General features: G+C 60.3%; 12 protein-coding genes and 2 pseudogenes. 8 read left to right on the top strand and 6 right to left on the bottom strand.

Going from position 1 to position 13,984, the window contains the following annotated elements:
• Positions 1 to 39 precede the first annotated feature (39 nt).
• Both adhP and SS05631_RS27590 read right to left on the bottom strand, forming a co-directional pair.
• Positions 40 to 1,068: an alcohol dehydrogenase AdhP gene (gene adhP / locus SS05631_RS27595; RefSeq protein ID WP_037425211.1), complete on the bottom strand. Its 1,029-nt coding sequence runs from the start codon at positions 1,066 to 1,068 to the stop codon at positions 40 to 42.
• 268 nt (positions 1,069 to 1,336) lie between these two features.
• A complete protein-coding gene (locus SS05631_RS27590) occupies positions 1,337 to 2,014 on the bottom strand; it encodes a YoaK family protein (protein ID WP_037425209.1) in 678 nt (225 codons plus the stop codon).
• 254 nt (positions 2,015 to 2,268) lie between these two features.
• Here SS05631_RS27590 and SS05631_RS27585 point away from each other — a divergent pair, with 254 nt between their 5' ends.
• The 3 genes from SS05631_RS27585 (at position 2,269) to SS05631_RS27575 (ending at position 6,333) form a co-directional block, all read left to right on the top strand.
• A complete protein-coding gene (locus SS05631_RS27585) occupies positions 2,269 to 4,557 on the top strand; it encodes a heavy metal translocating P-type ATPase (protein ID WP_244412350.1) in 2,289 nt (762 codons plus the stop codon).
• A gap of 118 nt (positions 4,558 to 4,675) precedes the next feature.
• Positions 4,676 to 5,710: an alpha/beta hydrolase gene (locus SS05631_RS27580; protein ID WP_037425207.1), complete on the top strand. Its 1,035-nt coding sequence runs from the start codon at positions 4,676 to 4,678 to the stop codon at positions 5,708 to 5,710.
• 41 nt (positions 5,711 to 5,751) lie between these two features.
• Positions 5,752 to 6,333 (top strand): NAD(P)H-dependent oxidoreductase, encoded by a 582-nt coding sequence (locus SS05631_RS27575; RefSeq protein WP_037425261.1) that lies wholly within the window; start codon positions 5,752 to 5,754, stop codon positions 6,331 to 6,333.
• A 230-nt stretch (positions 6,334 to 6,563) separates the two neighbouring features.
• Here the strand turns inward: SS05631_RS27575 and SS05631_RS27570 are convergent, their stop codons facing one another.
• Genes SS05631_RS27570 through mobC form a run of 3 tightly spaced genes read right to left on the bottom strand, consistent with a single transcriptional unit; the run spans position 6,564 to position 9,629 of the window.
• On the bottom strand, positions 6,564 to 6,776 hold the full coding sequence (locus SS05631_RS27570; RefSeq protein ID WP_037425206.1) for a hypothetical protein: 213 nt from the start codon (positions 6,774 to 6,776) through the stop codon (positions 6,564 to 6,566).
• Between the two features lie 6 nt (positions 6,777 to 6,782).
• Positions 6,783 to 9,224 carry a hypothetical protein gene (locus tag SS05631_RS27565; RefSeq protein WP_037425204.1) on the bottom strand — a complete coding sequence of 814 codons (2,442 nt, stop codon included), beginning with the start codon at positions 9,222 to 9,224 and terminating at the stop codon, positions 6,783 to 6,785.
• A gap of 3 nt (positions 9,225 to 9,227) precedes the next feature.
• Positions 9,228 to 9,629: a plasmid mobilization relaxosome protein MobC gene (gene mobC / locus SS05631_RS27560; RefSeq protein WP_037425202.1), complete on the bottom strand. Its 402-nt coding sequence runs from the start codon at positions 9,627 to 9,629 to the stop codon at positions 9,228 to 9,230.
• A gap of 575 nt (positions 9,630 to 10,204) precedes the next feature.
• Here mobC and SS05631_RS27555 point away from each other — a divergent pair.
• Positions 10,205 to 10,750 (top strand): annotated as a pseudogene (locus SS05631_RS27555) (ParA family protein); the annotation flags it as partial.
• Between the two features lie 69 nt (positions 10,751 to 10,819).
• Here the strand turns inward: SS05631_RS27555 and SS05631_RS27550 are convergent.
• Positions 10,820 to 12,019, bottom strand: coding sequence for an IS256 family transposase (locus SS05631_RS27550; protein WP_037427698.1), 1,200 nt, complete (start codon positions 12,017 to 12,019; stop codon positions 10,820 to 10,822).
• Positions 12,020 to 12,120: 101 nt separating this feature from the next.
• Here SS05631_RS27550 and SS05631_RS32240 point away from each other — a divergent pair.
• The 4 genes and pseudogenes from SS05631_RS32240 to SS05631_RS27530 all read left to right on the top strand — a co-directional run.
• Positions 12,121 to 12,300: pseudogene (locus tag SS05631_RS32240) on the top strand (ParA family protein); the annotation flags it as partial.
• Entirely contained in the window at positions 12,293 to 12,730 is a 438-nt protein-coding gene (locus tag SS05631_RS32235; RefSeq protein ID WP_037427138.1) for a hypothetical protein, read from the top strand. The pseudogene SS05631_RS32240 and the gene SS05631_RS32235, both read left to right, overlap by 8 nt.
• Before the next feature lie 3 nt (positions 12,731 to 12,733).
• A complete protein-coding gene (locus SS05631_RS27535) occupies positions 12,734 to 13,126 on the top strand; it encodes a hypothetical protein (protein ID WP_037427140.1) in 393 nt (130 codons plus the stop codon).
• Positions 13,127 to 13,365: 239 nt separating this feature from the next.
• Positions 13,366 to 13,851 (top strand): helix-turn-helix transcriptional regulator, encoded by a 486-nt coding sequence (locus tag SS05631_RS27530; RefSeq protein ID WP_037427157.1) that lies wholly within the window; start codon positions 13,366 to 13,368, stop codon positions 13,849 to 13,851.
• Positions 13,852 to 13,984 lie beyond the last annotated feature (133 nt).

Raw genomic sequence — 13,984 nt, 5'->3', positions numbered from 1 at the left:
CAGTCGGAGGGCTGCAGAAGTTACCGCTGTACCGAAGGCTCAACCGTTCAGATCGAGAACGATACGGCCGTCGATCCTGCCTTCTTCCATGCGCTCGAAGATGGCGTTGATATTCTCGATCTTGTCCCAGGAGAAGTGTGCCGCGACCTTGCCCTCGCCGGCGAACTCCAGCGCCTCTTCCAGATCCTGGCGCGTGCCAACGATCGATCCACGCACCGTGATACGCTTCAGGACCGTATCGAAGACCGGAAGGCAGATCTGGCTCGGCGGCAGGCCGACGAGCGCCATCGTGCCCTTGGGCCGCAGCATGCTGTAAGCTTGCTCCATCGCCTTCGGGGAGACCGCCGTAACGAGAGCCCCGTGGACGCCGCCCGTCCGCTTCTGCACTTCCTCGACGGCATCAGGCGTCCGCGCGTCGATGACGAGGTCGGCGCCGAGCTTCTCCGCAAGCGCGACCTTGTCCGGGAAGATGTCCGCCGCGGCGACATGCATGCCCATGGCCTTCGCATATTGCACGGCCATATGGCCGAGGCCGCCAATGCCGGAGATGAGAACCCATTCGCCGGGCCTGACCTCCGTCTCCTTCAGGCCTTTGTAGACCGTGACGCCGGCGCAGAGCACTGGAGCTGCCGGTCCAAACTCCAGTTTGGCGGGCAGCCGCCCGACGAAAGCCGGATCCGCCAAGCCATATTGGGCAAAGGTGCCGTCGACCGAATAACCGGTATTCTGCTGGCTGCCGCAAAGCGTTTCCCAGCCAGTGCGGCACGGCGTGCAGCAACCGCAGGCGGTGTGCAGCCATGGCACCCCGACCCGATCTCCCTCCCTCAACCGCGTAACGCCGGCGCCGAGCTTGGCTACGTAGCCGACCCCTTCGTGGCCGGGAATGAAAGGCGGATTCGGTCTTACCGGCCAATCGCCCTTGGCGGCATGCAGGTCGGTGTGGCACACGCCCGTGGCCTCATATTTGATGAGGACCTGACCTGGTCCCGGCCTCGGTATCGGCAGTTCCTCGATCACAAGCGGCTTACCGAACTCGCGTACGACGGCGGCTTTCATGGTCATATCCATCTCCTCCAATGTTCGATCTTGCGCCGACCCGACTGGCATCGCGAACCTCCTCCGGGCGAACGCTGACGGACGGGAGCTTAGCGACAGAGGACGTTGCGGTGCCTTGACGCGCATCAAGGCGGGGCGTTTCGATGAGGAGATCGTCTCAGAACTGAGACATTGACGCAGGCAGATAGCGGGCGATTGCGGCAGCGCGACAAACCGGCCAGGAAGAGCAGCCGCGATGCCTCAGCCGGTTGCTGGTCAGGTGTACGAAGGCTACGGCATTCTAACGGTGTTGAATATACCTGCTTTGCCAGCGCCGCGGTATTTGGATTGCTACGGCTGCCAGGGCAAGGGTGCCAAGCGACGGCACCCACAAGGCGAGGTCTCCCGCTTCCCGCGCCAGGAATGCTCCCGCGGTGGCTCCTGCGAACATGCCGAGCCACGGGACGATCTGAATGATCCAATGCGTGCTGCGGATGCCCATCGCCCAACGTCCCAATCCTCGTCCGAAGCGTGAGAGCGCCCCGGTGACGTATGTCAAACCAACCGGCAGACCTTCGATCTGCTCGACGGAGGCGTTGGTGGCTCCCATGGCGAAGATGAGGAGAAGAAAGGCGAGCGCTTCTCGATTGGCGGACAAGGCAGCGCATGCGAGCAGAACCGATACAAGCAACAAGACGGCATGCGGCCTGAACCGGATTGATACGATCACGCCCGCGGCGTTGCCGATCACGAATGCCATTAAACCGCCGAGCAGAAGCAGGCCGCGCGCCACGTCCCCTTCGATGAGGGCCACCGAGGCGCGCGTCGTGTTGCCGCTCATGAAGGACACGAAATCTCCCATGGACATGAGTCCTATGGCGTCGGTCATACCCGCAAGGAACGATATACAGGCTACCAGCGCCAGACCAACAGAACTCCGCTGGCGCTTTATGATGCGCCGCCGCCGCTGTACCGTCATTGATGACTATCCGAATTGAAGTGCCACTGAAGAAAGCAAACGTTCCCCCTTATGGCAAGCTTGCTTTCGCCGGACCGTTCCCTGCAAGCATATAGGCACTGGGGCCGATAGCTTTGCGCCGGATCAAAGCAACGGAGATCGTCTCCGATATCCTTCGCGAAATCCGCGGCCGTTGCAGGCAGGGCTCTCGGCCGCCAGGAGACGTGGGGAGAGACACCTTGAGCGTAAGACGGGTCTTGGCGCGCGATTGGCAGGTGGGAGAGCTGGGTGCTCGCCTTCTCCTCGCACTTACTGTCATCTCGCTCGTGGCAGGCGCCATCCTCACATTCGCTGGCCGGCCCGATCTTGGCCGGTGGCTATGGGCGACAGGAACCATCGTCGTCCTTGCCGCTCTCGTTATCGAGATCGTCGTTAGCCTGGGCAGACGAGAACTCGGCTTGGACCTGATCGCCGCGCTTGCCATGTCCGGCGCGCTCATTCTTGGAGAGAATCTCACCGGCAGCATCGTCGCACTGATGTTTTCCGGGGGGCAGGCCCTGGAGGCGTTCGCACAGAGGCGCGCACGCTCTGAATTGACAGCTCTGATCAGCCGCGTCCCTCGTACCGCTGCCCGCTATGCCGATGGGCAGTTGGAAGAGGTACCGATAGATCAGATAACGCTCGGCGACCGGCTTCTGGTGCGTGGCGGGGAAGTTCTGCCCGTCGACGGCAGCATTAAGGACGGTACCGCCGTATTGGACGAATCCGCGTTGACGGGTGAGGCCTTGCCGGTCCGTCGGCGGGCTGGCGAGGCCGTGATGAGCGGCACGACGAATGCGGGCGACCCTTTTGAAATGGTCGCTTCCAATACGGCGGACGACAGCACCTACGCGGGAATCGCCAGGCTGGTGGAAGCAGCAAGGGCCGCAAAGGCGCCGATGGCGCGGCTCGCCGACCGCTACGCACTTCTGTTTCTCGCAGTCACGCTGCTCCTTTCCGCTTCCGCTTGGGCTTTCTCCGGAGAGGCGGTCCGGGCGCTTGCCGTCTTGGTCGTGGCGACGCCATGCCCGCTCATTCTCGCAGTTCCGGTCGCGATCATTTCGGGCGTCTCGCGGTGCGCCAGAAAGGGCATCCTCGTGAAGGGCGGCGGCGCGCTCGAGGCGCTCGCCGCCGTCAGGACGGTGCTTCTCGACAAGACGGGAACGGTTACCGACGGTCGGGCCCGCCTTCTCGAGGTCAAGTCGCGCAGCGATCTCGAGCCCTTGGACGTGCTGCGTCTCGCAGCGTCCCTGGATCAGGGTTCGCACCATGTGATCGCCCGCGCCTTGGTCGCGGCCGCCCGCGAGCGCGGGCTCAGCCTCGCAACCCCCTCCCGCTCTCGCGAGGTCGCAGGTTCCGGAATCGCCGGCCTCGTAGATGACCACGAGATCGCGGTGGGCGGCTGGGATTTCGTCAGTGCGCGGGTTGACGAGAGCGTTTTCTCGCGGGAAGCCGAAGAATGGATCAGACGGGACGGCACGGTTGCGGTTCTCGTTGCCAAGGACGCAGACCTCGTCGGCGCGTTCCTGCTGGCGGACGAAGTCAGACCCGAGGCTGGCTCCGTCATGAGGCAATTGCGTGCAGCCGGGGTGGAGCGGATCGTGCTTGCCACCGGGGATCGCGGCGACCTCGCGGAAAGCCTCGCCTCCTTCCTCGGTCTGGACAGAACCGTCGCCGAACTGAGCCCGGACGACAAGACCCGGCTCGTCGAGGCGGAACGGACATCAGGGCCCGTCATGATGGTGGGCGACGGGGTGAACGATGCTCCGGCGCTCGCAGCCGCCGACGTCGGGGTGGCCATGGGCGCCCGTGGAGCGGCGGCGTCCTCCGAAGCGGCCGACGTCGTGATTCTGGTGGACAGGCTGGATCGCCTCGTCAGCGCAGTCCGCATCGCGCAACGCTCGCGAAAAATCGCCCTCCAGAGCGTGTACGTCGGCATCGGTCTGTCGATTGCCGGCATGGCCGCCGCCGCGATGGGCTACCTGACTCCGGTTCAGGGCGCGCTGATGCAGGAAGCGATCGACGTCGTGGCCATCCTAAATGCGCTACGCGCCCTCGGTGATCCCGTTTCCCTACGGCGAAAGACGGCGCGATTGCTGCCTGCGGAGTTCCTGAAGCTGGAGGCGGAACACCGTGCCCTGATGGACGTGGTCGACGAGATACGTCACACGACCGATCGCATTCAGCATATGCCGCCAGCGGATGTCCCCAAGCAGCTTGCCGCCCTCGATGACCAACTGCGCCAGCATCTTCTTCCCCACGAGAAGAGTGATGACGACGAGCTTTATCCCAGATTGCGCGGGCGCGCCGGTGCACCGGATGCGTTGGCTGGGATGAGCAGGACCCATATGGAGATTCAACGCCAGGTTCATAACTTCACATCTCTGCGCAAGGCACTTGGAAGCAACGGCCCGAACCCGACGCAGCTTTACGAGATCCAGCGCCTGCTCCACGGGCTCGAAGCCATTACGCGACTGCACTTCTCCCAGGAGCAGGAAATCTATCGTCTGCTGGAGTCTGACTGACGGAACAGGCTCGATCTGCTCTTGAGCCCCATCAACGATCCGTTTGAGGGAGATCAAAGCCCGCTGAGTTCATTGCGATAGAATCTGCGCCAAGGCGATGTTCAGGGTATAGCGCGCCATGCGTCGGTTTGGATGGATCTTGTCGGTTATCTGTACTGGTGCCGTGATCGCAGGCGGGTTTGTTTTGGCGTCCTACAGCGAGGAGATCAGCAGTGCGCGTTCCGCCGTCGAGACGGGTTCGCAGATTGCGGACACGGCCGTAGGGCCAATCGAATATGCCGAGAGGGGTGACGGCATTCCGCTCTTGTCCATCCATGGCGCGGGTGGCGGGTGGGACCAGGGACTTACCAACATTGCCGATCTCGTCGGAAAAGGCTTTCGCGTCATCGCTCCGTCGCGCTTCGGCTATTTGGAGACGCCGATTCCGTCTGATGCTTCACCGGCCGCTCAAGCCGACGCACACATGGCGCTGCTTTCCGCACTCAACGTCGACAAGGCCGTCGTCGTCGGTGTTTCGGCTGGCGCGCGCTCGGCGATCGAAATGGCGCTTCGCCATCCGGATAAGGTGTCGGCGCTAATTCTGATCGTCCCTGGAACTTACGCGCCCGAGAGCCCTGTGACGGTCGAGGATAGCCGCGGCAGTGCGTTTGCCTTCTGGCTGGTCAATTCCGGGGCCGACTTTACCTGGTGGGCTATGGAAAAGATTGCTCCGTCGGTTCTCATCCGATTCCTCGGGGTGCCGCCCGCAGTCGTTGATGCGGCCTCGGAGCAGGAGCGGGGTCGGGTGACGGCCATCATTCGCGGCGTCGAACCGCTTTCGCGGCGCTTCCCTGGCATCAACATTGACAGTGCACCCAATCTCCACCGCCTGCCACTCGATAATATCAGCACTCCCACTCTGATCGTCTCGGCCCGAGATGACCTGTTCAATACGCTACCGGCAGCCAAGTTCGCCGCCAACGGTATCCCGAATGCGAAACTGGTCGTCTACGACAGCGGTGGGCATTTGCTCGTGGGGCACCAAGAGGAGGTACGGGAGCTCGTCGGCGCTTTCCTTGCCGGGATTGGCGTGGCACCGGCATCTGAAGCCGCCATCCGGGCATCCGACGGGCCAAAGTCGCCTGACCGGACTGTCTCCGCGACGCGGTCTTGATGAGGAAACTCGCGCACGAGCTGTCGCACGGAGCGCAGCAGATGACCAGCCACATTACGATTGTCCAGGGTCACCCGGACCCAGTCGGACACCACCTCCTGCACGCCATGGCTGACGCTTACGCCGGGGCGGCCACGGCAGCGGGACACGAAGTGCGCCGCATAGAAGTGGCCCAGCTCGAGTTCCCGCTGCTGCGGACGCAAGAAGATTTCGAGACCAGGGCATTACCACCAAGCCTGGAGCAGGCTCGGGAGGACATGCGCTGGGCAGAGCACTGGGTCTTTCTGTTTCCTCTTTGGCATGGAACGATGCCGGCCCTGCTCAAGGGCTTTCTCGAGCACATCTTCAGGCCAGGATTTGCGATGGAATACAAGAAGGGCGGCTTTCCGAAGCGGCTGCTTGCCGGGCGCTCCGCTCGTATAATCGTCACCATGGGAATGCCGGTGCTTCTCTACCGGTGGTATTTCGGCGCGTACGGCGTGCGCAGTTTCGAACGCAGCATGTTGGGCTTCGCCGGAATCAAGCCTATTCGCGAGAGTTTCTACGGCCTCTCCTTTGCCGATGAGCAGAAGCGCTCTCGCTGGCTCGATCAGATGCGCGATTACGGCAGACGGGCACGGTGACTACCCCAGCGTTAGAACGCATCAGCCTTCTGCTGGAGCGATACAGGAATTTGGTTGGCTAATCGAAAGAGCCGCCCCTGCTTCTCGACACCACCGTCAATGTCCTTTTTTCTTGCGCGAATCAGGCGTAAGCGGAACGGGTGCGGAACTTCGGCTTTCCACCCAATGCAGTCAGGTCCGGGCGATAAGATCGGCGGGATTGACGCCGATCTCAAAAAAAGAAGTGAGCTTCAGAAGGGCCAGAAGCCGGCAAGATAGGTTGTGGTATCATTTAGCCAGATGATCATGCCGCGATACCAGGCCGTAGCCGAGTCATAGGCGACCTGGACGACGCCCAAGAACATCACAAACACAATAATTACACCCAAGAACTTCCCGAACCCTTCGTCGCCTTTGGGATCGTTGCTCTGGATGACGTATTGTTGGCGGTTATCGTTCAGCATATCCCTTTAACGATCCCGGTCGTCGCGGTCGCGTTCCCTCTGTTCAATCTGCTCCCGCTCAAGCTCCTCAAGTCGAGGAATATGCTGTTGTGCAGGGTCAGTCCGTGTCGTTTCTCCGCCGCGTTGAACGGCTTCCCTATCCTTATTTAGACGATCTTGCAGGCGATTAGTAGCATCGACGGTGGAGGCCAGCTCGTGAGCGGCTCGCGCGTCGTCGTCAATTGGCTGCCGGTCTTCTTCGTCGGCACGCAAATCACGCTGCTGTTCGTCGACTGTCTCAGCATTTGAGGCAGCCTTGTCCTTCACTTCCTCCGGACGATCGGATTTGCTTTCCTCCTGCTCAATTGCCCGTTTTAAACCAGGATCCTGATCGGCAACGTCCCGAACGTAACTGTTTCCCTCGATAGCCAACTGCGCAGCCCGCTCCAGAGCTCGATTGAGCCCGGCCTGCATTCCTTCCTTGCGGTCGGCCGAGCCGGCCTCGATCCGATCAAGTCCCTCTCGGTAGTGTTCGATTTCTATCATGGCCTCGTTGCCGGCCTCGACAACAGCCTCGCCGTGCTTGGCGACCGCAGCGTCCCGCTCGTCGTTCGCTGAATCACGCGGCTCGCTGCGAGGCGCGTCGCCAACTTGCTCCGCCAATGCCTCTTTACGCTGCTCGTAGAGGTCCACCAGTTCACGCTTCTGATTGACGAAATCTCGGGCCAGGCCGGCTATCTCGTCAAAGTCCGCCCGATCGTCTGCCGAGACCGATCGCTCCAACTTGAACAAGGCCGTCTCGACCTTCTTCTCGTAAGTCTCAAACTCTGCTCGTGACATTTCGCGCAATTCCTGACCCTCCAAAACCATTTCTTGCAATGTAGCCAAATTGATGCGGAAGTTCGATCCAAAATCCGCGCGAATGACAGTGCTACTCGTCTCCGTTTGTGCAGTCGAAAGCCAGGATTCCAAGTATTCTCGATGCTGTGCGGCATAGGCTACGACCTGACGATCACCACCCACCAAGGTGATCTTCTGCCACGATTCCTGCGCCTTTATGATGTACTCCCGGCTCCGATCGCTTTTGGCGACCATGCGCCGGCCGCCGCGCTTGGCGTCGTATCTCGCCTGCGCCGCCTCGCTCGTTCCGACATGCTCCGTGCGACCTTCGCGGCTCACCGGACGGACCTGGGTGCGCGTGAATGCTGGCGGGGCGGCAAACTCGCGCCGATCCGTCATTTCCATCTCAATGCCGTTCTCCCGTGCCTTCTCTGCCATGACGGATCGCCATTCCCTAAACACGGCAGGCGTCGTCTCGATGCGATCGCCGGAATCCGATTTCATCGCGACGATGGCATGGGCATGCACATGCGGACGCTTACCCCCCTCCCCTGCCTCTTTCGGATCGCTGGCGGGATCGTGTATTGCGAAGACATATCGATGTCCGGCAAATTGATGAGCCAGGAAGTCGCGCACCGCGCCTTCGAATGCGGCAACATCGGTTCCGGCCCGAGCCGACATGATGACGTGCATCACGTCGCGGCTCTTGCGGCTGTGGAGCTCGCCGCGCCATTCCTTCTGCACCAGGTCGCCCGCGTGCTTCTCATTCGCTATCGGCTGGCCGCGATCGTCGCGAACGTCGTCATGCCGATCGACCAGCCCGCGCAAGCGGCTGGCGCCGAACTCGACGCCATTTCCGTAGCCATGAAACGAGAACTTCGCCGCAGCCTCGCCGGCGGCCGCGCTGGCGTCGTATCGGCCCTGGATGATGCCGGCCGCCTTCGCGTCGCCCGTCAGCCGCTCCCCCTGCCCACTTCGCAATACGACAAGCCCCTGAACGGTCACGGAGCCGCCCTCATTTTTCGCGATCGCATAGGCATAGCGGCGATCGCCAAAGCCGCTTGTCAGGGTGCCCCTCACCTGCTCGTGCAATGCCTCGTCCGATGCAAGGCCGGACGCCGCGATTTCGACGGAAAAACTGCCAATGTCGCGGCTTTCTGCGCGGTTCTGAAAAAGGTGGTCCCAATCGCCACGGATGCGCGCCAGTTCCTCCCGCCCCTCGAGGATCCTGCCGCTCTCATTCTCCACCTTCAGCTCGCCGCCACGGGACACATAGTTCAGCATCGCACCGACCCGAGCACCGCCGCCATATGACGCCATTTTGACGACTGCCGGTTGGCTTCCTTTTGCGACGGCCGCCAGCCGCGCCTCCATCGGTCGGGCGACCGTCGCCGCCTGCGTCACTTGCGCTCGAGGAGCCCCCCTGCCCTTCGAAGCAGATCCACGACCACCGGAAGCCCCGCCTGAGCCTCCGCCGCCACCAGCAGCGCCGAGTTGAGCCAACTGCTTCAGGCGCCTCCGCATCTCTTCTTCGGCCGAAGCGCCGCGCCCGCCAGACGACATTTCATGCAGCAGCGCTGCGCGCCGCTGCTCCCATTCGCTCGTGAATGCGCCGAAGAAGATTTCCAAAGGCTATTCCTCCCCTCGACGCAGATAACCAGCTCGCCGCGTCAGGGCACGCAGCTCGCTCATCACCGCCGCCTGAACCCGCTGCACGTTCTCCAGGTTGATGTCCAATTCGCTCGGGTGAACGCCTCGACCACTGTTGAGTGCTCTCGCAACCTGATTGAGGTTGATGCCGATCATCCGCATGTCTTCGAGCAGCGCCGCCATCACTAGGCGGTCATCGCGGGTCAAGATCGGCTGAACGCCCGCTCCCTCCAGATTCAAGGAACGGAAAAAGCTGGAGACCGTCATGCCGGCGTCTGCTGCGGCCTTCTCGATCGCGGCATGTTCGTCGGCCGTGACGCGCACATGCAAAGTGCGATCCTTCTTCGTCGGCTCGAGAAGAGCGTTGAATTTCCCCTCATCCATTTGGCCGTTGGCCCCCTACTGGCGCTTGCGTCAGGTGATCGAGGGTTCGTCCCTCGATTGCAGGAAAAGGGCGTAGCACATTTTTCCGTATCCTGCCTCTCCAAATTGTAAGGGGAAATTCAACTAAACAACTTCGAGCTGCACTCGCTGCGCTCGGCCGTTTGGCAATGCGGACCGGGCTCGCCCGGGTCGTTTAACGTGGGAACGCTCACCAGGGCCCGGCTTGGTTGACGCCGCACCGGATCGCCCTAACAACGAGGGCAGACAAGGCGTTTGGCCGCATTGTGGTTAGGCACATTCCCATGTCGTGTTGATATTTCACACGAGTTAGCCCCACGAGCTTTGCACATCATGTGTTTAGGTGTCGCTTGGGAAATGGTTTCACATCGTGGGGACAATTGTTCACATCATACATTTTAGTTTAGTCGGTTTGTTTGACTGCACGGTGTGGTAGTGCAATGATTCCTCATCGTATGAGCAATCCTTCGCATCGTGTGCACGTGCGGCGCGGAAACTCCGCGCGAGTGCAGGGCGAACTGCTGAATGACTTTGGAAAGCACAGGGAGTTGTGACGCTTGCCACAGTTTATTTCTGCCGTGAGCGGCAAAGGTGGGGCTGGGAAAACGACAGCGGTGATCCTGATCGCCGGGGAATATGCGCTTCAGGGAAAGCGTGTGCTTCTCATCGACGCAGACGGCCGCCAAAATCTACAGGAATGGTGGAAGCGCTCTGAGGCAAAGGACAACCTCCCTGCCAACATCGAGCTTATAACCGCTGCCCGTCAGACAACCGTTCAGCAGCTCCTGGAGAACGAGGCGAGCAGGTTCGATGTGGTTTTGATGGACTCCCCCGGCCAGGACACGGTTCTAAGGGATACGATCATCGCCGGATCCGACATTGTGCTGACGCCAATCCAGCCGAACCAGGACGAGATCAAGGCGGCCGGACAGGCGGCGGCCGACACGGCGGATATTTCCGACAAGGTAGGCCGGGAAATTCCTCATGCCAACTTCGTCACCAGGATCACCATGCCGGCGAAACTGCTGGAGGCTTACCGCCTGATCAGGCCGTTCGTGCAGAACCTGCAGGAAGGGGGTTACGGCTCCTATCTGCTTCAAACGATCGTGTCCCTGGAAGTGGTGTAGGTCGCGGCTGATGGCCGTGCTTTCCAACGTAGGGCCGGAGGAATATCAGCGTGCCACAGCGGGCAGACTGATCTGGGGATCATCGCTCATTTGCACCATGGTCTCAAGTGTCAGGTATCTGGCGCGTTGGACGGCCCATTCATCATTCTGTTCGAGCAGCAGTGCGCCAACGAGACGGACGATCGCTTCGTCGTTCGGAAAGATGCCGACCACCTCGGTGCGGCGCTTGATTTCGCCGTTGAGACGTTCAATCGGATTCGTTGAGTGCAGCTTTGCCCGATGCTCCTTCGGGAAGGTCATGTAGGCCAGCACGTCCTCTTCAGCGTCGTCCATGATGGTGGCGAGCTTCGGCACTTTCGGTCTGATCTGATCGGCGACACTGCGCCATTGAGCGCTTGCTGCCTCCGGGGTCTCCTGGGCAAAGGCCGTTGCGATGAAGGCGGATACGACCCGCCTGCCGCTCTTTCCAGCATGTGCCAGCACGTTCCTCATGAAGTGAACCCGGCACCTTTGCCAGGTGGCATTGAGAACCTTGGTGACGGCGACCTTGAGACCTTCATGCGCATCGGACACGACAAGCTTGACGCCACGCAATCCTCGGCGTGTCAGCCTGCGCAGGAATTCCGTCCAGATCGGCTCGGCTTCGGACGTGCCGACTTCCATACCCAGAACCTCACGCCGCCCGTCGCTGTTGACGCCGACCGCGATGATGACGGCAACAGAGACGATGCGACCACCACGCCGGACTTTGAGGTAAGTCGCGTCGACCCAGACGTATGGCCAGTCACCTTCAATCGGCCTGTCGAGGAACGCCTTCACCTTGACATCGATCTCTTCGCACAGGCGGCTCACCTGGCTCTTGGAGATGCCGCTCATGCCCATCGCTTTGACGAGATCATCGACCGAGCGCGTCGAGATGCCCTGGATATAAGCCTCCTGGATAACGGCGGTCAGAGCCTTCTCGGCCATCCGACGGGGTTCGAGGAAGCTCGGAAAGTAGCTGCCCTTGCGTAGCTTTGGAATGCGGAGCTCGACCGTTCCGGCCCGAGTCTCCCAATCCCTATCACGATAGCCATTGCGTTGAGCGAGACGCATCGGGTTCTTCTCGCCGAAGTCAGCACCGGTGGCTGAACCTACCTCCAGTTCCATCAGTCGCTCGGCTGCAAAGCCGATCATCTCGCGCAATAAATCGGCATCGGCGCTCTTCTCAACGAGCGAACGCACGTTCATCATGTCATTGGTCATCGGTGATCTTTCCATCAGGTTGGTCTTGAACAACCCGACCCTAAATGGAAAACACTGATGGCCGCCTAAACCTCAGGACCTACACCACTTGATGGGACACGATCCTTCAAACGGAGCTGATGGAGCGCAACTGCTATCGGGAAATTCGAAACGGATATGGCACCGTGCAAATGCTCGATCTCACAGAGTCGGTGAAAAAAGCGAGGGCGGAAGTCATGAGCCTGGTTCGGGACATCGAAACGCTTTTGCCAGGCAAGAATGAGGTGGCAGCAAATGGCTAAGGGCCAAACGACAGTTTCCGACTTTGCTGTCGCGCCCCGTCGCAGCCGTTCAATGGAGCAATCCGCGACCCAGCCAGACTCGAGGACCAAGCCGGCTAAGCTGCCGACGGAGCCGAGCGATGCACATCAGGCTGAAGAAGCTGCACCTCCCGGACCCGAGGCTCATCAGCCCGTCAATCGACTGATCGCACCGACAGAAGAAGCTCGGCGCGATCGGGCCATGACGAAAGCACTCCAGCGGGAAGATTCGAGAATTCGCTTGCGAGACCTGAAGAGGGCGCGCGATCGGGAATCCAAACACTACGTCAACTGCCCATTGGATTACGACACGAAGATCCGACTGCAAAAAGCCGCCCTTGAAAACGACGTGAAGATGACCGTCATCATGAAGGCGGCGATCGATCAGTTCCTCAAAGATAACGGCTATTGATCGATGTTAGGCCGCGGCTTTCTTCTTGGCGTGGCCGTCGGCTGCGTGCTGGGCGTGTATGTTGCTCCCCAACTCGGCCGCCCGACGGTCGGGATGGGACACCTTTCAGAAAGCAATTTGCCTCAATTGGAAATGGCGAGAGCCGTACCCGAGAAGGCTACGTGGCCGACAGATGATATGGCCAAGGCCCAACTATTCGCGCTATCCAAATGGGATCTAAGCAAGCATGGTGGCGGATCCAAAGTGATCGTCAACCGTTGCATTCGAATTGCAGATACGGAGATCGCTTGCGAGCTATCTGCGCAGCTCAGCTGGATCGACGGCGACACGCGAATTGAGACGGTTTTTCAAGGGAAAGGCAGCGACTGGAAGATGATAGCGGCAAAGAATCGCTAAATGCTTGTCTTGGCTGATTCGCCATTTTAAGAGCCGAAAGCGTTGCCCGAACTCTGGACGCGTTCTGAAGCATTTTAATTCACTTTCAAAGAGCTCGCCATCGGAATCTCACCCTCAAATCGTTTACGAAAATCGCTGTGAGTCTTCAGAGAAGCGTGCTCCAAATTGCTTCAATTTGCTGCATAGTGGCCGTCGAGGGCGATATTTACAAAAAGGGGTAAGAGTCGGTGACTGATGCAATCAGCTTGATGAGCGCACGAGGTTTGGTTGAAACGATCGATCCGGAATTTCCCAAACCGGTCTTCCGCCAGTCTGGTTTCGACGGCATCCTTACCGCAAAAGAAATCGATGAAAAGATCTCGGTTTGGCTCAAGAAAACGCGTGAGGCCAAAGGCATTTCCCGCGCCGATCTAGCGCATTTGCTGGGACTCTCGGTATCCGTCTACGCCAGGTACGAGCGAGGCTCAGAAGCTCGGATGTCAATCCCACGTCTCATTCATCTCTGTGAGATCATGGGCTTTCTGCCTCTCGACATGATCTTTGAGACGGCGCCGCACCTGTGGGGCAAGACGCCAGAAGAGGCCGAGGACCGTAGGACGCTGACGACGCTCGTTGACTGTCTTCCGCACGACACCATTCGCGACCTAATTCGCCTCATGAAACGCATGACGCCAGGCGAACCATCGGCCGACGCTGTCGTCACTAGGAACAGCGAAAGCCGCTAAACGCTAAACTGGCGCACTCAGCTTTTGCAGTCAGTGCTAGCGAGCAGTGGAAAGCGGCAGCCGCCCCGCTCCCGTTTACCACAGGCTCCGGCCTTCTCTTCGGCGCAATGGAGTAGCGCGTTCAGGCCTCCGC

Source organism: Sinorhizobium sp. CCBAU 05631, assembly GCF_002288505.1.
Lineage (GTDB): Bacteria > Pseudomonadota > Alphaproteobacteria > Rhizobiales > Rhizobiaceae > Sinorhizobium > Sinorhizobium fredii_C.
This window is presented reverse-complemented; position numbering and strand designations above follow the sequence as displayed.

Coding starts and splice junctions, on each gene's coding strand:
- SS05631_RS27570 (WP_037425206.1), bottom strand. CDS start 6,776: ATGCTGAACGATAACCGCCAACAATACGTCATCCAGAGCAACGATCCC.
- mobC (WP_037425202.1), bottom strand. CDS start 9,629: ATGGATGAGGGGAAATTCAACGCTCTTCTCGAGCCGACGAAGAAGGAT.
- adhP (WP_037425211.1), bottom strand. CDS start 1,068: ATGGATATGACCATGAAAGCCGCCGTCGTACGCGAGTTCGGTAAGCCG.
- SS05631_RS27535 (WP_037427140.1), top strand. CDS start 12,734: ATGTTAGGCCGCGGCTTTCTTCTTGGCGTGGCCGTCGGCTGCGTGCTG.
- SS05631_RS27550 (WP_037427698.1), bottom strand. CDS start 12,019: ATGACCAATGACATGATGAACGTGCGTTCGCTCGTTGAGAAGAGCGCC.
- SS05631_RS32235 (WP_037427138.1), top strand. CDS start 12,293: ATGGCTAAGGGCCAAACGACAGTTTCCGACTTTGCTGTCGCGCCCCGT.
- SS05631_RS27590 (WP_037425209.1), bottom strand. CDS start 2,014: ATGACGGTACAGCGGCGGCGGCGCATCATAAAGCGCCAGCGGAGTTCT.
- SS05631_RS27575 (WP_037425261.1), top strand. CDS start 5,752: ATGACCAGCCACATTACGATTGTCCAGGGTCACCCGGACCCAGTCGGA.
- SS05631_RS27580 (WP_037425207.1), top strand. CDS start 4,676: ATGCGTCGGTTTGGATGGATCTTGTCGGTTATCTGTACTGGTGCCGTG.